General features: G+C 72.8%; 18 protein-coding genes and 1 tRNA gene. 11 read left to right on the forward strand and 8 right to left on the reverse strand.

What is annotated here, in order from left to right; all coding sequences use genetic code 11:
- The first annotated feature begins 30 nt into the window (after window positions 1–30).
- Window positions 31–1,197 (forward strand): SUKH-4 family immunity protein, encoded by a 1,167-nt coding sequence (locus CW362_RS34535; RefSeq protein WP_103553562.1) that lies wholly within the window; start codon window positions 31–33, stop codon window positions 1,195–1,197.
- A 70-nt stretch (window positions 1,198–1,267) separates the two neighbouring features.
- Here the strand turns inward: CW362_RS34535 and CW362_RS34540 are convergent.
- Window positions 1,268–1,342 (reverse strand) — tRNA-Cys (locus CW362_RS34540).
- 248 nt (window positions 1,343–1,590) lie between these two features.
- Between CW362_RS34540 and CW362_RS34545 the strand changes: the two genes are divergently transcribed.
- From CW362_RS34545 to CW362_RS34560, 4 genes are all read left to right on the forward strand, one after another.
- Entirely contained in the window at window positions 1,591–3,051 is a 1,461-nt protein-coding gene (locus CW362_RS34545; protein ID WP_103553563.1) for an MFS transporter, read from the forward strand.
- A 246-nt stretch (window positions 3,052–3,297) separates the two neighbouring features.
- Entirely contained in the window at window positions 3,298–5,100 is a 1,803-nt protein-coding gene (locus CW362_RS34550) for a DEAD/DEAH box helicase (RefSeq protein WP_103553564.1), read from the forward strand.
- A gap of 505 nt (window positions 5,101–5,605) precedes the next feature.
- Window positions 5,606–6,247: a helix-turn-helix domain-containing protein gene (locus CW362_RS34555; protein ID WP_103553565.1), complete on the forward strand. Its 642-nt coding sequence runs from the start codon at window positions 5,606–5,608 to the stop codon at window positions 6,245–6,247.
- 187 nt (window positions 6,248–6,434) lie between these two features.
- Window positions 6,435–7,223 carry a S16 family serine protease gene (locus tag CW362_RS34560; RefSeq protein WP_103553566.1) on the forward strand — a complete coding sequence of 263 codons (789 nt, stop codon included), beginning with the start codon at window positions 6,435–6,437 and terminating at the stop codon, window positions 7,221–7,223.
- A gap of 38 nt (window positions 7,224–7,261) precedes the next feature.
- Here CW362_RS34560 and CW362_RS34565 read toward each other — a convergent pair whose 3' ends face one another.
- The 3 genes from CW362_RS34565 to CW362_RS34575 all read right to left on the reverse strand — a co-directional run bounded on the left by CW362_RS34565 (window position 7,262) and on the right by CW362_RS34575 (window position 8,859).
- Entirely contained in the window at window positions 7,262–7,450 is a 189-nt protein-coding gene (locus tag CW362_RS34565) for a hypothetical protein (protein WP_103553567.1), read from the reverse strand.
- 146 nt (window positions 7,451–7,596) lie between these two features.
- The gene (locus CW362_RS34570; RefSeq protein WP_103553568.1) at window positions 7,597–8,277 is read right to left on the reverse strand and encodes a winged helix-turn-helix domain-containing protein; all 681 of its coding nucleotides are present in this window, start codon (window positions 8,275–8,277) and stop codon (window positions 7,597–7,599) included.
- A gap of 111 nt (window positions 8,278–8,388) precedes the next feature.
- Window positions 8,389–8,859 (reverse strand): Lrp/AsnC family transcriptional regulator, encoded by a 471-nt coding sequence (locus CW362_RS34575; protein ID WP_037619495.1) that lies wholly within the window; start codon window positions 8,857–8,859, stop codon window positions 8,389–8,391.
- Window positions 8,860–8,981: 122 nt separating this feature from the next.
- On the opposite strand from CW362_RS34575, the gene hppD reads away from it, so the two are divergent.
- Complete coding sequence (hppD, locus tag CW362_RS34580; RefSeq protein ID WP_103553569.1) at window positions 8,982–10,127, forward strand: 4-hydroxyphenylpyruvate dioxygenase; 1,146 nt, start codon at window positions 8,982–8,984, stop codon at window positions 10,125–10,127.
- Window positions 10,128–10,369: 242 nt separating this feature from the next.
- Here the strand turns inward: hppD and CW362_RS34585 are convergent, their stop codons facing one another.
- Window positions 10,370–12,001: a tetratricopeptide repeat protein gene (locus CW362_RS34585; RefSeq protein WP_420856890.1), complete on the reverse strand. Its 1,632-nt coding sequence runs from the start codon at window positions 11,999–12,001 to the stop codon at window positions 10,370–10,372.
- Between the two features lie 91 nt (window positions 12,002–12,092).
- Between CW362_RS34585 and CW362_RS34590 the strand changes: the two genes are divergently transcribed.
- Entirely contained in the window at window positions 12,093–13,508 is a 1,416-nt protein-coding gene (locus CW362_RS34590; protein ID WP_103553570.1) for an FAD-binding oxidoreductase, read from the forward strand.
- 66 nt (window positions 13,509–13,574) lie between these two features.
- On the opposite strand, the gene CW362_RS34595 is transcribed toward CW362_RS34590, so the two are convergent.
- Complete coding sequence (locus tag CW362_RS34595) at window positions 13,575–14,093, reverse strand: SsgA family sporulation/cell division regulator (RefSeq protein WP_103553571.1); 519 nt, start codon at window positions 14,091–14,093, stop codon at window positions 13,575–13,577.
- A 280-nt stretch (window positions 14,094–14,373) separates the two neighbouring features.
- Here CW362_RS34595 and CW362_RS34600 point away from each other — a divergent pair, with 280 nt between their 5' ends.
- Both CW362_RS34600 and CW362_RS34605 read left to right on the forward strand, forming a co-directional pair.
- Window positions 14,374–16,005, forward strand: a complete 1,632-nt coding sequence (locus CW362_RS34600; protein ID WP_103553572.1) for an RDD family protein — start codon at window positions 14,374–14,376, stop codon at window positions 16,003–16,005.
- Window positions 16,006–16,068: 63 nt separating this feature from the next.
- On the forward strand, window positions 16,069–16,791 hold the full coding sequence (locus CW362_RS34605; protein WP_103553573.1) for an RDD family protein: 723 nt from the start codon (window positions 16,069–16,071) through the stop codon (window positions 16,789–16,791).
- A 188-nt stretch (window positions 16,792–16,979) separates the two neighbouring features.
- Here the strand turns inward: CW362_RS34605 and CW362_RS34610 are convergent, their stop codons facing one another.
- Window positions 16,980–17,273 carry a hypothetical protein gene (locus tag CW362_RS34610; protein ID WP_103553574.1) on the reverse strand — a complete coding sequence of 98 codons (294 nt, stop codon included), beginning with the start codon at window positions 17,271–17,273 and terminating at the stop codon, window positions 16,980–16,982.
- A 440-nt stretch (window positions 17,274–17,713) separates the two neighbouring features.
- Here CW362_RS34610 and CW362_RS34615 point away from each other — a divergent pair, with 440 nt between their 5' ends.
- Complete coding sequence (locus CW362_RS34615) at window positions 17,714–20,068, forward strand: immune inhibitor A domain-containing protein (protein ID WP_103553575.1); 2,355 nt, start codon at window positions 17,714–17,716, stop codon at window positions 20,066–20,068.
- Window positions 20,069–20,200: 132 nt separating this feature from the next.
- On the forward strand, window positions 20,201–20,536 hold the full coding sequence (locus CW362_RS34620) for a hypothetical protein (protein WP_103553576.1): 336 nt from the start codon (window positions 20,201–20,203) through the stop codon (window positions 20,534–20,536).
- Window positions 20,537–20,697: 161 nt separating this feature from the next.
- Here the strand turns inward: CW362_RS34620 and CW362_RS34625 are convergent, their stop codons facing one another.
- Window positions 20,698–21,282, reverse strand: a complete 585-nt coding sequence (locus tag CW362_RS34625) for an isochorismatase family protein (protein WP_103553577.1) — start codon at window positions 21,280–21,282, stop codon at window positions 20,698–20,700.
- Between the last annotated feature and the right edge of the window lie 209 nt (window positions 21,283–21,491).

Here is a 21,491-nt window from a genome sequence, read left to right on the forward strand (position 1 = left end):
GCAGGATGCGTTCACATGCGCGGGGGAGCCATGAGCACGACTGACACCGATGTCGGCGGCGCGATCACACTGACCGACGACGAACTGGATCCGTTCGTCACGCACGCGGGCACCCGGGACCGGCTCACCGGCCCCGGACTGCCCCGCGAGAGCGCGCTGCTCGGGTTCGGCACCCTGCGGGAGCACGGTCTGCGCACCGTCGCCGACCTGGCGGGCGACGCCGAGAGGCTCGCCGGGGAACTGCGCGACCAGCTCGTCATCGGGGCGCTGCGCAGCCTCGACCGGGACCTGGAGTCGATCGTGCTGGACGGGACGACGGGCGAGGTCTCCTCGGCGCACGTCCGCCGGAACCCCGCCCGCCTGGACCTCTCCCCCCTGGCACCCTCCCTGGACGCCCTGCTGCGCTTCGCCGCGGCCACCGAGGAACTGACCCTGTCCCGCTCCCGGCCGGGCCCGTTCGGCCCGAAGGCGGTCGCGGAGGTGTCGGACCGGCTGAGCGCCGTCTTCGAGGACGCCACGGGCCAGGACGTGCCGCCGTACTGGCGGATGGCCGCGCTGATCCGCCCGCTCGCCCGGATCGCCGGACCCGGTGAAGGACTCGTCCTCGGCCTGCCGGAGCGGCTGCTGGACGAGGAGTTCGGCGCGGGCGAGATCATGCGCTTCGAGGACGTCGACTTCCCGCCCGCCCTGACGCACGAGCCGACCCGCCGCTTCCTGCGGGAGTCGGGCCTGCCCGAGGACGGCTTCCTCTTCCAGCTGGACACCGAGATGCCGCTGCCGGCCCTCACCGAGTACTACGCGGACGAGCACCCCGACGAGTTCCCCGCCGGTCTGCTCCCGCCCTCCGCCGGCCGCCTGATACGCCTCGGCCACCTCCTGGAGGACACGAGCCTGGTGATGGACGGCACCACGGGCGCCGTGCTCGCCTGGAGCGAGCCGGACCTCACCCTGCGCCCGCTCAACGCGGACATCTCCACGCTGGCGTTCACCCTCTGGCTCCTGCACCGCGAGAAGGGCGTCGACGCGGCCCACGGCCTCAGCGACTCCTACGAACAGCTCGCCGCCACCCTGACCCAGACCCTCGCCACCGTCGACCCCGCCGCCTGCGACCGGACCCCGGCCCTCCCGGGCGACGACGGCCGACGCCACTGGCCGGAGATATTCGAGGACCGGTCGGCCGGCACGCTCTACGCGTAGCGGCCCCGACCGCCCCGCGAGGGGACGGAAAACGGGCCGGCCGCCCCAACCGGGACGGCCGACCTTCGCGTGGAGACCGCGGCGGGATTCGAACCCACGTAACTCGAGTTGCAGTCGAGCCCCTGAACCACTCGGGCACACGGTCGTTCTCAGGTGCGGCACGGCTCACTCGTTCCGGACCTGATGGAACGACCGTAGGCGGGGCACGGGAGCGGGCTCAAGGGTTCTGGAGCGGCCGCAACGCGACTGCCACACGCCGTTCACGAAAGGGCGAGGAGGCCCCGGAAACGGGGGCGTGCGACGGCCCGGGGAGTGGTCCTAGGTCCAAAGGACCGCCTGATCACCGCCCACCGACAGGAGTCAAGGAAAGGTGCGCACCTTACGCTGACCGGCATGACAGCAGTGGAAGCGGGCGAGGCCGTGACGGTTCCGTCCGAGAGCGGGGCGGCGGGCGGCGGCGAGGGCGGAGTGCTGGGTCGGGCCTACCGGGCGCTCACCGTCGGGATCGTGTCCGTGGTACTGGTCATCGCGTTCGAGGCGACGGCCGTGGGGACGGCGATGCCCGTCGCCGCGCGGGAGCTCGACGGGGTCGCCCTGTACGCGTTCGCGTTCTCCGGGTACTTCACGACGAGCCTGCTCGGGATGGTGCTCGCCGGGCAGTGGTCCGACCGCGACGGGCCGCTGGCCTCGCTCGCCTCGGGCATCGGCGCGTTCGCCGCGGGGCTGCTGCTGTCCGGGACCGCCGGCGGCATGTGGGTGTTCATCCTCGGGCGGGCCGTCCAGGGACTCGGCGGCGGACTCGTCATCGTCGCGCTCTACGTCGTCGTCGGACGGGCCTATCCGCAGCGGCTGCGCCCCGCGATCATGGCGGCGTTCGCGGCGGCCTGGGTGGTGCCCTCCGTGGTCGGACCGCTCGCCGCGGGCGCGGTCACCGAGCACCTCGGCTGGCGCTGGGTGTTCATCGGGATTCCGGCGCTGGTCGGCGTTCCGCTCGCGCTCGCGCTGCCGCAGATACGGAGGCGGGCCTCCGGACCCGCCGGAGCGGGCGACCGCGCGCCGCTGGACCGGCGGCGCATCCGGCTCGCCTTCGGCATCGCACTGGGCGCGGGGCTGCTCCAGTACGCAGCGCAGGATCTGCGGCCGCTCTCCCTCGTCCCCGCCGCGGCCGGCGCCGCACTGCTCGTTCCGGCCGTGCGCGGGCTGCTGCCCCGCGGTACCCACCGGGCCGCCCGCGGACTGCCGTCCGTGGTGCTGCTGCGCGGGGTCTCCGCGGGGGCCTTCATCGCCGCGGAGTCCTTCGTACCGCTGATGCTGGTCACCCAGCGGGGGCTGTCGCCGACGCTCGCCGGCCTCTCGCTCGCGGCCGGCGGCGGGACCTGGGCCCTGGGGTCCTGGGTGCAGGCGCGGCCGGGCGTGGAGCCGTACCGGGAGCGTTTGATGTTCCTCGGCATGCTGCTGGTCGCGGCGGCCGTCGCCGCCGCGCCGAGCGTGCTGATCCCCGCCGTGCCGGTGTGGACCGTCGCCGTCGCCTGGGGGTTCGGCTGCTTCGGGATGGGCCTGGTGATCGCCTCGACCAGCGTGCTGCTGCTCCAGCTCTCGGCCCCGGAGGAGGCCGGTGCCAACTCGGCCGCCCTACAGATCTCCGACGCCCTGTCCAACGTGCTGCTGCTCGCCGTCGGCGGAGCGGCCTTCGCGGCCCTGGGCGGCGGCTCGGTGGCCGGCGCGGCCACGGCGTCCGGCGCCCACGGCTCCCACCCGGCCGCCTTCGCCGCCGTGTTCCTGCCGATGGCGGGGGTCGCGTTGCTGGGAGCGTGGGTGACGACACGGCTGCGGGAACCGGCGAGAACGGGTTGAGGAGGCCGGCGCGGGCGGTTCGCGCGGGGGGCGGACCGGGGCGCCCGGGGTGCGGCCGGGTGATCTGTGACCTCAGTCCCATCCACCGTCGCCCCGGCCCGGTACGCACATCGTCGTCAGCCGGGCGCCGGTAGGGTGGCCCGGTTGTCATACGTAGCCGAGCCGCCCGCGCGCCTCCCGTCACGCCACATCCGACGCGCCGCGCGCGGCCCCGGACGCTCCCATTCGACACCCAGACCGGAGACCGTGACTACCACCGCCGCCAGCACCTCCTCGCACACCCACCACCTCTCGCCCGCCTTCCCCGGACGAGCCCCCTGGGGCACCGCCAGCAAGCTGCGCGCCTGGCAGCAGGGGGCGATGGAGAGGTACATCCAGGAGCAGCCGCGCGACTTCCTCGCCGTAGCCACCCCCGGCGCCGGAAAGACGACGTTCGCGCTGACCCTCGCGTCCTGGCTGCTGCACCACCACGTCGTGCAGCAGGTGACCGTCGTCGCGCCGACCGAGCACCTGAAGAAGCAGTGGGCCGAAGCCGCCGCGCGGGTGGGGATCAAGCTCGACCCCGAGTACAGCGCAGGGCCCCTCAGCAAGGAGTACCAGGGCGTCGCCGTGACGTACGCCGGTGTCGGGGTGCGGCCGATGCTGCACCGCAACCGCTCCGAGCAGCGCAAGACCCTCGTCATCCTCGACGAGATCCACCACGCCGGTGACAGCAAGTCGTGGGGCGAGGCCTGCCTGGAGGCGTTCGAGCCCGCCACCCGCCGGCTCGCGCTCACGGGTACGCCCTTCCGCTCCGACACCAACCCCATCCCCTTCGTCACGTACGAAGAGGGCAACGACGGGATCCGGCGGTCCTCCGCCGACTACACATACGGCTACGGCAACGCGCTGGCCGACCACGTCGTGCGGCCCGTCATCTTCCTCTCCTACAGCGGCAACATGCGCTGGCGCACCAAGGCGGGCGACGAGATCGCCGCCCGGCTCGGCGAGCCGATGACCAAGGACGCCGTCAGCCAGGCCTGGCGCACCGCGCTGGACCCGCGCGGCGAGTGGATGCCGAGCGTGCTGCGCGCCGCCGACCAGCGCCTCACCGAGGTGCGCAAGGGCATCCCGGACGCCGGGGCGCTCGTCATCGCCTCGGACCAGGACTCCGCGCGCGCGTACGCCAAGCTGATCCGCGAGATCACCGGCACCAAGGCGACCCTCGTGCTGTCCGACGACACCGGCGCCTCGAAGCGGATCGACGACTTCTCGGCGAGCAACGACCGGTGGATGGTCGCCGTCCGCATGGTGTCCGAGGGCGTGGACGTGCCGCGCCTGGCCGTCGGCGTGTACGCCACCACCATCTCGACCCCCCTCTTCTTCGCCCAGGCCGTCGGCCGTTTCGTACGGTCCCGCAGGCGCGGCGAGACGGCGTCCGTGTTCCTGCCGACGGTCCCCGACCTCCTCACCTTCGCCAACGAGATGGAGGTCGAGCGCGACCACGCCCTCGACCGGCCCAAGAAGGAGGGCGAGGAGGACCCGTACGCCGAGTCCGAGAAGGAGATGGAGGAGGCGAACAAGGAGCAGGACGAGGACACCGGCGAGCAGGAGCAGTTCTCCTTCGAGGCGCTGGAGTCCGAGGCCGTCTTCGACCGGGTCCTCTACGACGGCGCCGAGTTCGGCATGCAGGCCCACCCGGGGAGCGCGGAGGAGCAGGACTACCTCGGCATCCCCGGGCTCCTCGAACCCGACCAGGTGCAGCTGCTGCTCCAGAAGCGGCAGGCCCGGCAGATCGCGCACAGCCGCAAGAAGCCGGACGAGGAGGCGGACCTCCTCGAACTGCCCGCCGAGCGGCGTCCCGTGGTCTCCCACAAGGAGATGCTGGAACTGCGCAAGCAGCTCAACACCATGGTCGGCGCCTACGTCCACCAGAGCGGCAAGCCGCACGGCGTGATCCACACCGAGCTGCGCCGCACCTGCGGCGGCCCGCCGAGCGCGGAGGCCACGGCCGGCCAGCTGCGGCAGCGGATCGCCAAGGTGCAGGAGTGGGCCACCCGGATGCGGTGACGTCCGGGCGGCGGAGCGCGGACGCGGTGACGTCCGCGGGGAACCGGGGCGCGCGCCCGGGGCGTCCCTCCGTCGGGGCGGCACGGGGAACCGGCGGCCTCCGCGGCCGTCGGCATCCGGAACCCGTGGCGCGGGACGCGGAAACCGTACCGAGGGGCGCGCCGTGTCCGAGGAGGCGTGCGTCGCGGCCCGTGCGCTGTGTGCGCGGGCGGTGCGCGCCGAGTGGCGGGCGCCTCGCGTTCCGGGACAAACGGAATCACTTCGCACCCGCGGATGCCCGGATTCTGGACAAAGGCTTCCGCTGAGCGGACCGGCTCGCTACTGTCCGGCTACGCACACGCCCCGTGGCAGCGCCGCCGCGGAGCGCAGCCGTGAAGCGACTGCGGCCCGGGAAGAAGCCCGGGGCGCCGGCCGACCGGCGGCCTCTGAAGCGCGTCGCCGACGGGACTCGGTGTCGCATCCGCCGCGAAGGGGCCGTCGACCTCACCACTAAGGAGTGGGCGTCGTGACCGCGGAGACCTCTCAGACGCTCGACCGGGGACTGCGCGTCCTCAAGCTGCTCGCCGACACCGATCACGGGCTGACCGTCACCGAGCTGTCGAACAAACTGGGCGTCAACCGGACCGTGGTGTACCGGTTGCTCGCCACGCTGGAGCAGCACGCTCTCGTACGCCGTGACCTGGGCGGCCGCGCCCGGGTCGGGCTCGGTGTGCTGCGCCTGGGCCGCCAGGTGCACCCCCTGGTGCGGGAGGCCGCGCTGCCCGCGCTGCGGGCGCTGGCCGAGGACATAGGCGCGACGGCCCATCTGACCCTGGTCGACGGGACGGAGGCGCTCGCCGTCGCCGTCGTCGAACCGACGTGGACGGACTACCACGTGGCCTACCGCGCCGGTTTCCGGCACGCCCTGGACCGGGGTGCCGCGGGCCGCGCGATCCTCGCCGCCCGGCAGGCGCCGGTGGGGGAGGCCGGGTACACGCTCACCCACGGAGAGCTGGAGGCGGGCGCCTGCGGGGCCGCGGCGGCGCTGGTCGGGGTGACGGGGGTCGAGGGCAGCGTGGGCGTGGTCATGCTGGCGGACGCCGTGCCGGAGCGGGTCGGCCCGCGCGTGGTCGACGCGGCCCGAGAGGTGGCGGACGCCCTGCGCTGACCGGGCCGCGGGGTCCGCGCGGAAGCCGCGTGGGGTCCGCACCGAGGCCGTGTGGGGTTCGCACGGAAGCCGAGCGGGGTCCGTACGAAGGTCGCGGGGCCCGTACGGAAGCCCGGGGCGGGTACGGGGGCGGAGGCCGTGGGACCTGTACGGAGGTCCTGCCGGGCGGTGACGTTAGATTGACCCCGTGCTCTCTCGCCTCACGCGCCCCAAAGCCGTCGCCGTCTGCGCCGTCCCCGTCGTGGCCCTGCTCGCCACGGCGGTGTTCGCGCCGCTGCCGTTCTCCCTGGCGCAGCCCGGCCTGACGGCGAACGTCCTCGGCGAGAACAAGGGCGACCCGGTGATCACCATCAGCGGGGCGCCCACCCGGAAGACCAGCGGCGAACTGCGGATGACGACGATCGAGGCCACCGGCCCGGACGCGAACGTCTCCCTCGGCGACGTGTTCAGCGCCTGGTTCGCCACGGACAAGGCCGTGATGCCCCGCGACTCGGTGTACCCGAGCGGCGGCAGCGTCAAGGAGATCGAGCAGCACAACGCGAACGAGATGAAGGAGTCCCAGGACAACGCCACCGAGGCCGCCCTGGGGTATCTGCACGAGAAGGGCGACGTCAAGGTCACGCTCAAGCTCGCCGACGTCGGCGGACCGAGCGCCGGACTGCTCTTCTCGCTCGGGATCGTCGACAAGCTGGACGGCGACGGCAGCGGGGGCGACCTGACGGGCGGCCGGGTCGTCGCGGGCACGGGGACGATCGACGCCGACGGCAAGGTCGGCGCGGTCGGCGGTGTCAGTCTCAAGACCCAGGCGGCGCGCCGCGACGGCGCGACGGTGTTCCTGGTCCCGAAGGCGGAGTGCTCGGACGCGAAGGCGGAGCTGCCGAAGGGCCTCCGGCTGATCCCGGTGACCGACCTGGAGGGAGCGGTGAACGCTCTGGTGTCCCTGGAGAAGGGCAAGGGCTCGGTTCCGAGCTGCTAGTGGGCGGGCCGCCTGTCGGCCCGCGGCGGCGCGGCCGGTCAGCAGGCGGCGACGGCCGTCCTCGGCGCGGACGCCAGCCGGAGGCCGACCTCCACCAGGGTCCAGCCGACGCGGGCGCGCAGCCGGGGGGTGCTCCCGGCCTCGGTGGTGAGCCGGTACGCGTCCGCCTCGGCCCGCAGGTCGGCGGCGTGGACGTGCTGGAGCTGGAGGTGGGTCTCGGGATGCATGGCGGTGACCTCTCTTCGGTGTGATCGAGCCGGGGCGATGGTGCGGGTCGAGCGGTGCGAACGGGTCGTACGGGCCGAGCGGGCCGGCCGGTCCGGGCCGGCCCTGATCGGGTGGGCCGGCCGGAGGGGTGTCGGTCCGAGGGCCGTCAGTCCGAGGCCTGCGGGAACACGTGCGTGTGGAAGCGCACCTGCTCCGCCTCGGGATCGTCCTCGGGACGTTCGAGGGCGCAGTAGCTGTCGAGCAGCTCGTGCATCTTCTGGATCAGCTCGCGGGACTGGGCCGGTGTCAGACGCATCGTGAAGTCGCTCATGTCGGTGGCGCGGGTCCATTTCTCCGACCAGTCGTCCCGGGTGCCCAGCCAGGTCGACAGTTCACGCGCGTGGGTGGTGGCCACCTCGTGCAGGAACATGTCGGCCGCCCCGCGCACCGCCGGATCCGGGTCCTTGAGCAGGTTCTCGTCGAAGTTCAGACCCTGGTCGACCGCCTGCCACCAGCGCTCGCGCCCCTTGCCCAGCTCCGGGGCGTCCTCCACGAAGCCGTGCGCGGCGAGCTGGCGCAGGTGGTAGCTGGTCGCCCCGCTGGACTCGCCCAGCCGCTCGGCGAGCATCGACGCGGTGGCCGGTCCCTGACGGCGCAGGCTGCTCAGCAGCTCCATGCGCAGGGGATGGGCGATCCCGCGCAGTGAGCGGGCGTCGAGGCGGCGGTGCTGCGGGGGTTCGGGCGGCAGGGGCGGGTCCGGTGGATACGGGGGGTCCGGGAGGTCCGGCGGACCCGGGGCGGCCGGGAGGTCCGGCGGTTCGGGGGGAAGCGGTGGCTGCTCCGTCATGCGTACAAAGGTAGCGTTGCAAAGAACTCGTTGCAAGGCTTTCTTTGTAACTTGCCCGGGCGGCCCGCCGGTCCGGCCCTGACCATGAAGTCGCCGCCCCCGTAAGCCCGTTCAGCGCTCGGTCGCCGCCTGTTCCACGAGCGGGATGATCCGCAGGGGGACCGGGTTCTCCATGACGATCGCGGTCGAGGCCCGGACGATGCCGTCGAAACCGACGACCCGGTCGATCACGCGCTGGAGGTCGGCGTTCGAGCGGGCCACCAGCCGGCACAGCATGTCCCCGCTGCCGGTCGTCGTGTGCAGCTCCAGCACCTCGGGCACGGTCGTCAGGTGGGCGCGCACGTCCGCGCCCTGCCCCTGGCGGATCTGGAGCGTGGCGAACGCCGTGACCGGATAGCCGAGCGCCGCCGGGTCGACCTGCGGACCGAAGCCCCGGATGACCCCGTTCGACTGGAGGCGGTCCAGCCGGGCCTGCACCGTCCCCCGCGCCACCCCGAGCCGCCGCGACATCTCCAGGACGCCGATGCGCGGCTCCTTCGCGAGCAGCACGAGCAGCCGCCCGTCCAGATGATCGATCGCCATGGGGGCCTCCGGGATGGTCATCATGTACAGAAAGCCCGGCCGTCCGGGCCTTTCGCCGTACATATTGTTCAGCTGACAGGCGAACTATTGCGCACCTTGCGGAACGGAGGGAGCCTGCGGCCATGACGCAGACCACACACGACACTCCCGACACCGCCCGGCAGGCCGATCCCTTCCCGGTCAAGGGAATGGACGCGGTCGTCTTCGCCGTCGGCAACGCCAAGCAGGCCGCCCACTACTACTCCACGGCCTTCGGCATGCGGCTCGTCGCGTACTCCGGACCGGAGAACGGCAGCCGCGAGACGGCGTCGTACGTCCTCGAGAACGGCTCGGCGCGCTTCGTGTTCACCTCGGTGATCAAGCCCGCCACCCCCTGGGGCCACTTCCTGGCCGAGCACGTGGCCGAGCACGGCGACGGCGTCGTCGACCTCGCCATCGAGGTCCCGGACGCCCGCGCCGCCCACGCGTACGCCGTCGAGCACGGCGCCCGCTCGATCGCCGAGCCGTACGAGCTGAAGGACGAGAACGGCACGGTCGTCCTCGCCGCGATCGCCACGTACGGCAAGACCCGCCACACGCTCGTCGAGCGCTCCGGCTACGAGGGCCCCTACCTGCCCGGGTACGTGGCCGCCGCCCCGATGGTCGAGCCGCCCGCCCAGCGCACCTTCCAGGCCATCGACCACTGCGTGGGCAACGTCGAGCTCGGCAAGATGAACGAGTGGGTCGGCTTCTACAACAAGGTCATGGGCTTCACGAACATGAAGGAGTTCGTGGGCGACGACATCGCGACCGAGTACAGCGCGCTGATGTCGAAGGTCGTGGCCGACGGCACGCTCAAGGTCAAGTTCCCGATCAACGAGCCCGCCATCGCCAAGAAGAAGTCCCAGATCGACGAGTACCTGGAGTTCTACGGCGGCGCCGGCGTCCAGCACATCGCGCTGAACACCAACGACATCGTGCGCACGGTGCGCACCATGCGCGCGGCCGGCGTCCAGTTCCTCGACACCCCGGACTCGTACTACGACACGCTCGGCGAGTGGGTCGGCGACACCCGGGTCCCCGTCGAGACCCTGCGCGAGCTGAAGATCCTCGCCGACCGCGACGAGGACGGCTACCTGCTCCAGATCTTCACCAAGCCGGTCCAGGACCGTCCGACCGTCTTCTTCGAGATCATCGAGCGCCACGGCTCGATGGGCTTCGGCAAGGGCAACTTCAAGGCCCTCTTCGAGGCGATCGAGCGCGAGCAGGAGAAGCGCGGCAACCTCTGAGCCCGTGGGACGGACCGTCCCCGAAGGCCCGCCGATCCTCCCGAGTCCGGTGGACGCCCGCACGGCGTCCGCCGGACCCGGCCGTCCGGCCGTCCACCGGTCCAGCCCGTCCCGGTCCTCACGGGCTCGCCCGTTCCGGCCTTCGGGGCTCCCGCGTCACGGCGTACCGCGGACCCGTCCGGCGCGGCGTCACCGGGAGGGCCGCGCGCACCCCGTGAACACGGACGGGCCCGTCCGGGAGTTCACCGGGCCGCGGGCCGCCCCGGCGGGGCGGCGGGACCGGGGGAGCCGGGTGAGGGCGTCGGACCCGACGCCCCCGACGCCCCCGCAGGACCGGCCGCGCCCGCCGTCCCCGCCGTGTCGCCGGAGCCCTCCGACGGTGGGGAGCCCTCGGTCTCCTCCGTCTCCCCGGAGTCCTCCGGCGGCCCCCCGGCCGGTGGATCGCCCAGTGCCACCAGGGCCTCCCGGGCCGCCGGCACCAGCGGCAGCGAGAAGTACGGGTTGATCCGCAACGCCTCGGTGAGATGCCGGCGGGCCGGGCCGGACAGCCCCAGATCACGCTCGATCTGCCCCCGGTGGTACGCGTACAGCGCACTGCGCACACCGCCCCCGTGCTCCGCGTCCGTGGCCCGCACGGCGAAGCCGAGCGCCTCCTGGTCGTTCCCGGCCCGGTGCAGCGCCCAGCCCAGCGCGTCCGCCACCGCGATGCCGGGCTGCCGACGCCACTCGGCGCGCAGCCCCCGTACCGCCGCCTGCGGATCGCCGTGGTCCGCCTCGAAGAGCCCGAGGACCGGTTCGTCGTCCACGCCCGCCGCACCGTCCCGCCGCGCCAGTTCCCGCAGGAGGCCGTACTGCGCGCGCGCCTCCGCGCCGAGCCCGAGCCCGTCGTACAGCTCCCCCAGCTCCAGCGCGTACCGCGGAGCGGGCCGCCCGTCGAGCGCCGCCCGGTACGCGCGCAGCGCCTCCGAAGTGCGCCCCAGCGCCGCCAGCGCGCGCCCCTGCCCGGCCAGCGCGTCGTACGCGTCGGCGTCGACGTCCACCGCGGCCCGGTAGCGGTCCAGGGCCTCCTGACGGTCGCCGCGTTCCCACGCGAGGTCTCCGCCCTGCGTGAGGAGGGCCGCCTGCTCGGAGGGACCGGCCGCGCCCGCCGCCGCGTCCGAGACCGCCGCCGCGGCGTCCTCGCGCCGTCCGCGGTCCCGGTACACGCGCGCGGCGACGGCCCGCGCCGCCGGACCGGTACGCAGGGCCAGCAGTCTGCCGAGGGCCCGGTCCACCGCCTTGTGGTCACCGAGCCCGGTGTACGCGTCGACGAGCGCCGGATACGCCGTCCACCGCTTCGGCGCCAGCTCCGACGCGGCCTCGCCCCACCGCTTCGCGCTCCGGAAGTCGCCCCGCGCCACGGCGAGGGAGGCGAGCCCCTCCAGCGCCGCCGCGTTGCCCCCGGGCCGCACCCGCAGCGAGGTGCGCAGCGCCTTCTCCGCCTTCGGGTAGTACGCGACCGCCGCCGTCCGCCGCGCCCGCTCGGTGTACGCGGCGCCGAGCACCGCCCACGCCGCGTCGTCACGGGGACGGGCCCGCACCCGGGCCTCGCGGTCGTCGATGAGCGCGGCGAGATCGGGCAGCGCCGCGGGTGCCCCGGCCCCCACCGCGCTCACCGCCCGCGCCACCGGACCCGGCGCGCCCCGCGGCGCCCCGCCCCGGTCCGGCAGGAGCAGGAGCACACCGCCGAGCACGGCACAGCCGGCGACCGCTCCGACCAGCGAGCGCCGCGCGAGCGGGGAGCGGCGCGGACCGGAGGGCTCCTCGGGCCGCATGCCGGGGGGAGCCGCCCGCCCGGACCCGGCGGGCACCGGCTGTCGCTCTTCGATCTCCATGCGGCTCACTGTGCGTCAATACGAAGACCGGCCCGGGCACGCGAAGCCCCGCGCGGATGGGGTTCACACCGATGGCCCCGGGTGCGACCCTGTGATCATGAGCCGTATCGAAGCCCCGCGCGATGAGGACACGGCAGCGGCCGGCGGCCTCCTCGACCGTCTGCTGAGCGGCCTGTCGGCCGAGGCCGTCCTCACCGACCCGGACGTCACGGCCTCCTACGCCAACGACATGGCGAGCTTCTGCGAGGCGGGCACACCCGCCGTGGTCGTCCTGCCGCGCACGGTCGAGCAGGTCCAGCACGTCATGCGGGTGGCGACCGAACTGCGCGTGCCCGTCGTCCCGCAGGGCGCCCGCACCGGCCTGTCCGGGGCGGCCAACGCCACCGAAGGCTGTGTGGTGCTGTCCCTGGTGAAGATGGACCGCATCCTGGAGATCAACCCGGTCGACCGCATCGCCGTCGTCGAACCCGGTGTCGTCAACGCCGCGCTCTCCCGCGCCGTGGGCGAACACGGCCTGTACTACCCGCCGGACCCTTCCAGCTGGGAGACCTGCACCATCGGCGGGAACATCGGCACGGCCTCCGGTGGCCTGTGCTGCGTGAAGTACGGGGTGACGGCCGAGTACGTCCTCGGGCTGGACGTCGTCCTCGCCGACGGGCGGCTGATGTCCACCGGGCGCAGAACCGCCAAGGGCGTCGCCGGATACGACCTCACCCGCCTCTTCGTGGGCTCCGAGGGATCGCTCGGCATCGTCGTGCGGGCCGTCCTCGCCCTGAAACCGCAGCCGCCCCGACAGCTCGTCCTGGCCGCCGAGTTCGCCTCGGCGCGGGCCGCCTGCGACGCCGTCTGCCGGATCATGGAGGGCGGCCACGTCCCGTCCCTGCTCGAACTGATGGACCGTACGACCGTCAAGGCCGTCAACGACCTCGCGCACATGGGCCTGCCGGAGACCACCGAGGCACTGCTGCTCGCCGCCTTCGACACCCACGACCCGGCGGCCGACCTCGCCCTGGTGGGCTCCCTCTGCGAGGCCGCCGGAGCGACCCAGGTGGTCCCCGCCGAGGACGCCGCCGAGTCCGAACTCCTGCTCCAGGCGCGGCGGTTGTCGCTCACCGCGCTGGAGGCGGTCAAGGGCACCACGATGATCGACGACGTGTGCGTGCCGCGCTCCCGGCTCGGGGACATGCTCGACGGCATCGAGCGCGTCGCCGAGAAGTACGCCCTGACCATCGGCGTGTGCGCCCACGCGGGCGACGGCAACACGCACCCCACCGTCTGCTTCGACGCGACCGATCCCGACGAGTCCCGGCGCGCCCGTGAGTCCTTCGACGAGATCATGGCCCTCGGCCTGGAGCTCGGCGGCACGATCACCGGCGAGCACGGCGTGGGCGTGCTGAAGAAGGAGTGGCTGGCCCGCGAGATCGGCCCGGTGGGCGTGGAGATGCAGCGGGCGATCAAGTCGGCGTTCGACCCGCTGGGCCTGCTGAACCCGGGCAAGCTGTTCTGATCCCCTCCCCCCCCCGGGCCCGGCGGTCCGCCGGCCGTTCACGGCGGCTCACCGCCCGACGGCCCGTCAGGACTGCTCGCCGTCCGCCGACTCGTCCGACGGCCACGGGTCGCGCAGCCACAGATCGTCGGGCGAGGGGGTTCCCCCCTGGTCGAGCGGGGCCGAGAGCCTCGGGGACGGCGCGAGCAGCTCGGCCAGGCCGGCGTCGATGCCGAGCCGCCCGGCCTCGGTACCCGGGGGGACCGCCGTGAGGGTGCGCTCCAGCCAGGCGGTGATCTGCGCGGCGGGCGCCTCGAGCAGCGCGTCGCCGTCCGGCGAGCTCAGCGCCATCAGGACGACGCCCCGGCCGCCGACCTTCGTCGGCCACACCCGCACGTCGCCGTGACCGCACGGCCGGAACACCCCCTCGACGAGCAGCTCACGGGCGAAGGACCAGCTCACGGGGTGGTCGGAGCCGATGTGGAAGACGATGCGGACGGCGTACGGGTCGTCGGCGCGGTAACTCAGGCGCGCCGGTACCGGGATGCTCTGCTCGGGCGACAGGACGAGATGAAGCTCCAGTTCGCGTTCCACCACGGTGTGCATGTCGATGCGCTCCCTTCGTCGTACGGCCCCGTGTGCGGGTCCCGTACGAGTGGAGAGCGCCTCGCGCCGCGATCATTACGCGGGTTCGGAGGATTCTTTCGGGCGGGCCCTCGCCTCCCCGCCGGGCACGGCGCACGCGGTCGCGGGACGTCCGGTCGGCAGAAGGTGGCGGAACGCTGCCCGAAAGGATTGGGTACGGCGGGACGGGCCGTGATGCGTGCGCCGGTCTGGTAGATGTGGACCTCCAACACGACCCCCGAGCAGATACGGGACGACGGACATGAGCGCCCCAACCCCGGCCCCCGGTGACGACAGGCCCCGCGAAGGGTATTACCCGGACCCCTCCATCCCCGGATACGTCCGGTACTGGAACGGTGCCGCCTGGGTGCCGGGCACGAGCCGCCCGGCACCGGCGGCGGGCGAGGCGCTCACCCCGCCCGCCGCCGCGCGGGCCGCCCACGTGCCCGCTCCGGCGTCGTCCCCCGAGTTCTCGGCCGCACGCGGGCAGACGGCCGTCCCCGCCACGGAGGAGACGGGTCCGCACTTCTTCGACGAGGACCCGCAGCCCCACCGCGCCGCTCCCGCCGCGTCCCAGCACGGCAGCCGGCCCGAGCCCGCCGCCTCGTGGGGCGCGGACCGCTCCCGGCAGTCCGGCTTCGGCGGCGACCAGGACCGCCGGGTGTCCTGGGGCGCGCCGAAGGGAACCGACCCGCGTGCCGAGGAACCCGCCGACACGGTGAGCCCGCCCGACGGGGCGTCGGCGCGCACGGACGGCACGACGACGATCCCGCCCGCCGACTCCGGCGACGCCGTCCGGCCCGCGGGCCCGAGGGTCTTCCGCCGCCCCACGGGTCCGCTGCCGTCCACGGGGCCGGAGGGCGCGGAAGGTGCCGACGGGGCGGGGGGCACGAGCCCCACGGGGGAGGCGAGTTCGGGCGGAGCCGACGTCTGGGAGGGGATCGGGACCGGGGACGGGGCGGACGCCGGGCGGTCCGGAGCCGGACGTTCCACCGCCGCTACCGGAGCGCCGGACCCCGTTCCCGCCGGGGGCGGCACGGCGTTCCGTGCGCCCTCCCCGCGTACGGAGCAGCAGGGCGGGAGCACGGGTTCGGCGGGTGCGCCGGGCGTGTCCCCCGCGTCGGGTCCGGCGGCCGCATCCGGCCCGTCCTCCCCGTCCTCCCCGTCCGCCGCTTCGGCCGGAAGCGGCTTCGGTCCCGCGGCGGCCGCGCAGGCCGCTCCCGCCGTCTCCTCTCAGCCCGACGGCTCCACCCCCCTGGCCTCCGGGGCCGGCGGCGGTCAGCCCTCGTGGGCCCAGCAGGTGCACCGGCTCGCGGGCGACCCGGCGGAGGAGGGGCAGCGGGTCCCGCCGTGGAAGCCGCCGGTCGACGACCCGTTCCAGGAGGCCGCGCGGCGGCAGGCGGAGGCCCGTCCGTCCGGCCTCGGCAGACGGCTGGCCGCCCGGCTGGTGGACACCGTCGTCGTCGCAGGCGTCACCGCCGCGGCCGCCGTGCCGCTGGGCGCCCGGGCGGTCGACCACATCGACGGGAAGATCGAAGCGGCCGAGCAGTCGGGCGAGAAGGTCACCGTCTGGCTCCTCGACGGCACCACCGCCTCCTGCCTGGGCGCCGTCCTCGCCGTCCTGCTCGTCTTCGGCGTCCTCTACGAAGTCCTGCCCACCGTCAGATGGGGCCGCACGCTCGGCAAGAAGCTGTGCGGCATCGAGGTGCGCGACATAGAGGGTCACGAACCGCCGTCCTTCGGCAGGGCCTTGGTCCGCTGGCTCGTCCTCAGCGTGCCGTCCCTGCTGTTCGTCGGTCTGGCGGGCGTCCTGTGGTGCCTGTTCGACAAGCCCTGGAGCCAGTGCTGGCACGACAAGGCGGCGCACACGTTCGTGGCGGGGCCGGCCCGGTAAACCCGTCCCCCGGACGGCCCTTCGCCGGATGCGGAGCCGGGGGGTTCGCGGTCGACTCGGGCCATGAGCAGCGAACCGCCGCCTCCGGACCCCGGCCGGCCACCGGACGACGACCCGTTCAAGAAGCAGCCCCCGCCCGGTGAGGGCACGGGGTCTCCGTACGACCCGCCGCCTCCCTCCGGCGGCGGGACCCCGCCGTACGGCAGTGAGCCGCCCCCGTTCGGAGGCGGCCCCTACGGCGAGGGCGGCGGATCCCACCCGGGAGGCGGCGGACCGTACGGCGGAGGCGGTGACCCCTACGGCGGCGGGGGCCCGTACGGCGGCGATCCGCTCGCGGGCATGCCGCCGCTCGCGGACAGCGGGAAGCGGGTGCTGGCCAGGATCCTGGACATGATCCTGGTGGGCGTCGTGGTGTGGCTGCTGTCCTGGGCGATCGGGGTCACCGATTACGACATGGACTCGAACCGGATCGACTACGGCAAGTCGCTCGGGCAGTCCCTGGTGGCCGCGGTGCTCTACGTGGCCTACGACACCATCATGATCAGCAAGACGGGACAGACCTTCGGCAAGCGGCTGTTCAACCACCGGGTCGCCAACCTCGACAACGGCTCGACCCCCTCCGTGCAGACCTCCCTGGTCCGGGCCCTGGTGCTGTGGATCCCGTTCGCGTTCTGCTGCTTCTGCGTCTGGACGGCGATCGCGGGCGGCTGGAGCTTCTTCGACAAGCCCTACAAGCAGGGCCTGCACGACAAGGCGGCCAAGACGGTGGTGGTCGACACCGGCTGACGGCCGCGGGAGGGCTTCGCCGCACGGGACGACGGACGACGGCGGGCCGGGCGGCGCGAGCGCACACCACAACGGCGGGACCGTGGTCGACGGACCCGCCGTTCAAGTATGAGTCCGAAGCGTGCGGAGCGTCCGGGGTGCCGGCGGTCCACCGGTCCGGCCGGGGACCGGGGCGCGGGCTCGCGGCTTCAGGGACCTGCTGTTTCGCGCACCGGCTCGGGCGCGGAGGACGCGGAGGCGGACACGGACGCGGTCTCGCGCTGCGCCGGCACACGCTCGTGGACGACGGACTCGGTGGCGGCCGGCGCGGGCTTCGGCAGCGGGACCGTCATGGCCACCAGGAGTCCGAGAGCGAGTGCCGAGAGGGCGATCAGCACGATCCCCAGACTCGAACTCGTCTGTGACAGCAGCAGCATGGCGAGGGTGGAGAAGATCACGGTGCAGGAACCGTAGGCGAGCTGTGCGGCGGTCGGACGAGGCATGGCAATCGTGTCCTCGGATGCGGGTTCTCCCCCCGGGTGCCTCTCGCGATGGGGGAGGGGGCGGATGGATGTCGGGGTGAGACAACGGTGTCGACGTGGCTGTCCGCCGGCTTCCGACGCTTCGCCAATCGACTCTATTCGCCTGCATGCCCGAGCGGAACGTCCGGTAAGCGTGACCTTACCCACGGTGCCGGTGCACAGGGGGCGCACGGAGTCATCGCGTCCATCAAGTGGACGTGTTAGCGCGCCTGTTGGGGGTTTTCCGGGGCGTCCGGATTCCGAACGGTGGCTCCGCATAATGCACTTGCCAGGTTCAAGTCAAGATCTGTTTTTTCTTTCGTAACTCCGGTCAAATGACGTCACTTGAATCGCGTAGACGCGCGCGGACCTCCATGACCCGGAACCCCCTCCGCGCGAACGTGCGCGGGGGAGGACATCAAGTGACCAACAGACCATGGACGTTCAGAGCGGCCGCGGTGGGCGTCGCCCTCGCGGCGGCCACCGCCACGTTCTCGACGTACGCCGTCGCGCAGGCCGACTCGGCCGGCGCGTCCCCCGTCGTGGACCGCCACGACCCCCAGCCGGTCAAGAACACGGTCGACCACGACCTGGACGGCCCGCTGAGCAAGACCCAGGACGCCCAGCGCCAGGAGGCGCTGAACCAGGTCATCTCCGGCGACGCCAAGGTGCAGGACCGTCACGGTTCGCAGGTCGTCCAGCTGAAGAGCAAGAAGGGCAGCTCCAAGTACGTGGAGCTCGGCCGCGAGAAGACCGACAAGATCTTCACGATCCTGGTGGAGTTCGGCGACAAGACCGACCCCAAGTTCGGTGGCACCGCCGGCCCCGCGCACAACCAGATAGCCGCGCCGGACCGCAAGAAGGACAACAGCACGGCCTGGCAGGCGGACTACAACCAGAAGCACTTCCAGGACCTCTACTTCGGCACCGGCAAGAACACCGAGTCGATGAAGAAGTTCTACGAGACGCAGTCCTCGGGCCGCTACTCGGTCGACGGCGAGGTCGCCGACTGGGTCAAGGTGCCGTACAACGAGGCGCGTTACGGCAACAACGCCTGCGGCAGCACCAACTGCCCGAGCGTGTGGAACGTCGTCAAGGACGGCGTCACCGCCTGGGTCGCGCAGCAGAAGGCGGCCGGCAAGTCCGACGCGGCCATCAAGGCGGACCTGGCCCAGTTCGACCAGTGGGACCGCTACGACTACGACGGCGACGGCAACTTCAACGAGCCGGACGGCTACATCGACCACTTCCAGATCGTGCACGCCGGTGAGGACGAGTCCGCCGGTGGCGGCGTCCAGGGCAAGGACGCGATCTGGGCCCACCGCTGGTACGCCTTCGGCACCGACGCCGGTGCCACGGGTCCCGCGGACAACAAGCTCGGTGGCGCGCAGATCGGCGACTCCGGCATCTGGGTCGGCGACTACACCATCCAGCCGGAGAACGGCGGACTCGGCGTCTTCGCCCACGAGTACGGCCACGACCTCGGTCTGCCGGACCACTACGACACGGCCGGCGGCGACAACTCCACCGGTTTCTGGACCCTGATGTCCTCCGGTTCGTGGCTCGGCACCGGCAAGCAGTCCATCGGTGACCTCCCCGGCGACTTCAACGCCTGGGACAAGCTGCAGCTCGGCTGGCTGAACTACGACACCGCCAAGGCCGGCAAGCAGTCCACGCACAAGCTGGGCGTCGCCGAGTACAACACCTGGAACAAGCAGGCGCTCGTCGTCAACCTGCCGGACAAGGACGTCACGACCACGGTCGTCAACCCCGCGCAGGGCTCGTCCCAGTGGTGGAGCGGCAGCGGTGACAACCTGAAGAACACGCTGACCCGGTCCGTGGACCTCACGGGCAAGTCCTCGGCGAAGCTGACCCTCGACGGCTGGTACGACATCGAGGCGAACTACGACTACCTGTACACCGAGGTCTCGACCGACGGCGGCGCCAACTGGACCGCCCTGGACGGCACGGTGGACGGCGCGGCCATCCCGCGCGACGGCAGCGACAAGCCCGTCCTGACCGGCACGGTCGACGCGTACAAGAAGCTCGTGTACCCGCTCGACGCCTACGCGGGCAAGAAGATCGACATCCGCTTCCGCTACCAGAGCGACGGCGGCGTGGCGCTCAAGGGCTTCGCGGCCGATGAGATCAGCGTGACCGCCGACGGCACCGCGCTGTTCACGGACAACGCCGAGACGGCCGACCCCGCCTGGACCGCGGCCGGCTTCTCCCGCATCGGCGCCTCGTTCACCAAGGCCTACGCGCAGTACTACCTCGCGGAGAACCGCCAGTACGTCTCGTACGACAAGACCCTCAAGGTCGGCCCGTACAACTTCGGCTTCTCGACGACCCGTCCGGACTGGGTGGAGCACTACCCGTACCAGACCGGCCTGTTGATCTGGAAGTGGGACACCTCGCAGGCTGACAACAACACCAGCCAGCACCCGGGCGTCGGCCTCGCGCTTCCGGTCGACTCGCACCCGAAGGCCCTGTGGTGGGACAACGGCACGCTGATGCGCAACCGCATCCAGGCCTACGACTCCCCGTTCAGCCTGTACCGCACGAACGGCATCACGCTGCACAGCGCCGACGTCGCCACGAAGATCCCGTCGTCGAAGGGCGTGTCGGTCTTCAACGACCACACCAGCGACTACTACGACAACCGGAACCCGACCGGCGGCGTCAAGATCACTGACACCAACACCAAGATCGAGATCGTCAAGCAGGCCAAGGATGGCTCGACGATCTCCCTCAAGGTCGGCCCCGCGGTGAAGTAATCGGTATTTCCGCAGGTCAGAAGCGTATCGGCGGCAACCCCTGGCGGGTTGCCGCCGATCGTGTTTAGGTGCCTCCTGTGCCCGGCTTATTGACACCGACATCGACACCGACTCACACGGGGGTGTGACCGCATGGCCGCAGGAGGTTTCTGCAGACTGCCCAACGGCAGCGTCGTCGTGGCGCTGAACCTGCCCAGCCCGGCGGGTCCGGCGGGCGGCTGCGTGCGGTTCCTGGTCCTCGCCCCGAACCGTGCCCGCGCCCTGACCCGGCTGCGGAACCTCGGTCTGCGGGCCGTCTACCTCCGGGGCAACGCGGCCCCGCCCACCCCCGACGAGATCACCGCGGTCCTGCACCACCCCGACGGGCTCATATGGCGCACGGCCCCCGAGGCCGGGGTCCCCGGGCTCGCCCAGGAGCTGTGGCACCCGGCCAGGACGCTGCTCAGGCACCCGGCCCCCCAGCCGTGACCTGCGCGGATGCGAGCCGAGGCGGGCCAGGGCGTGTCCCGCGGTCGCCCGGTGGGTTCGCCCTGACCGGCCGCGACGTGCCGTGACACTTCGTCGCGCTTCGTGATGCGCCGTGACGCGTCGTGACGGGGGCGGGTCTGCCGCGGGCGGCCGGGCCCGGCCTAGACGACGGGCTTGCCCGTGAGCTCGACTCCGGCGGCGCGCAGCTCCTCCAGCGCCCGCTGGGTCGTCTCCTCCGCCACCCCGGCCGTCAGGTCCAGCAGGACGGTCGTGCGGAAGCCCTGCCGCGCCGCGTCCAGGGCGGTGGCCTTCACGCAGTGGTCGGTCGCGATGCCGACCACGTCCACCTCGCCGATCTCACGGGCGCGCAGCCAGTCGCCCAGCGGCGTCCCGTTCTCGTCGGCGCCCTCGAAGCCGCTGTACGCCGCCGCGTAGGCGCCCTTGTCGAAGACCGCGTCGATCGCGCCGGAGGCGACGGCCGGGGCGAAGTTCGGGTGGAAGCCCACCCCCTCGGTGCCGGCCACGCAGTGCGCGGGCCAGGAGTGCACGTAGTCGGGGTTGTCGGCGAAGTGGCCCCCGGGGGCGATGTGGTGATCGCGGGTGGCGACGACGTGCCGGTAGCCGGCGGGGGCCTGCCCGATCAGCTCCGTGACGGCGGCGGCCACGTCGGCGCCCCCGGCCACCGCGAGGCTGCCCCCCTCGCAGAAGTCGTTCTGCACGTCTACGACGATCAAGGCGCGGCGCATGGGCGGTGTCCTTCGGCTATGGGTGCGGCAGACAAGGGTGCGGGCCCGGCCGTTGAACTTCCGAGCCTAGAGAATTCCGGGGCGGTGCGGGAGGGGGTATTCGGCTTCGGCGGCTCGCGCGGGCACGCTGCCGTTGCATTCCCGCTCACCGGGGGTTCATGCGCGGTGCCACCCCGGTAACACCCGCACCATCCGCCCCGGGCGTCTCG

This window comes from Streptomyces populi, assembly GCF_002911015.1.
GTDB lineage: Bacteria > Actinomycetota > Actinomycetes > Streptomycetales > Streptomycetaceae > Streptomyces > Streptomyces populi.

Bases quoted from the DNA above. Each gene is read 5' to 3' on its own strand.
- CW362_RS34535 (WP_103553562.1), top strand. From the start codon at position 31: ATGAGCACGACTGACACCGATGTCGGCGGCGCGATCACACTGACCGAC.
- CW362_RS34545 (WP_103553563.1), top strand. From the start codon at position 1,591: ATGACAGCAGTGGAAGCGGGCGAGGCCGTGACGGTTCCGTCCGAGAGC.
- CW362_RS34565 (WP_103553567.1), bottom strand. From the start codon at position 7,450: ATGCATCCCGAGACCCACCTCCAGCTCCAGCACGTCCACGCCGCCGAC.
- CW362_RS34570 (WP_103553568.1), bottom strand. From the start codon at position 8,277: ATGACGGAGCAGCCACCGCTTCCCCCCGAACCGCCGGACCTCCCGGCC.
- CW362_RS34575 (WP_037619495.1), bottom strand. From the start codon at position 8,859: ATGGCGATCGATCATCTGGACGGGCGGCTGCTCGTGCTGCTCGCGAAG.
- hppD (WP_103553569.1), top strand. From the start codon at position 8,982: ATGACGCAGACCACACACGACACTCCCGACACCGCCCGGCAGGCCGAT.
- CW362_RS34585 (WP_420856890.1), bottom strand. From the start codon at position 12,001: ATGGAGATCGAAGAGCGACAGCCGGTGCCCGCCGGGTCCGGGCGGGCG.
- CW362_RS34595 (WP_103553571.1), bottom strand. From the start codon at position 14,093: ATGCACACCGTGGTGGAACGCGAACTGGAGCTTCATCTCGTCCTGTCG.
- CW362_RS34600 (WP_103553572.1), top strand. From the start codon at position 14,374: ATGAGCGCCCCAACCCCGGCCCCCGGTGACGACAGGCCCCGCGAAGGG.
- CW362_RS34605 (WP_103553573.1), top strand. From the start codon at position 16,069: ATGAGCAGCGAACCGCCGCCTCCGGACCCCGGCCGGCCACCGGACGAC.
- CW362_RS34610 (WP_103553574.1), bottom strand. From the start codon at position 17,273: ATGCCTCGTCCGACCGCCGCACAGCTCGCCTACGGTTCCTGCACCGTG.
- CW362_RS34620 (WP_103553576.1), top strand. From the start codon at position 20,201: ATGGCCGCAGGAGGTTTCTGCAGACTGCCCAACGGCAGCGTCGTCGTG.
- CW362_RS34625 (WP_103553577.1), bottom strand. From the start codon at position 21,282: ATGCGCCGCGCCTTGATCGTCGTAGACGTGCAGAACGACTTCTGCGAG.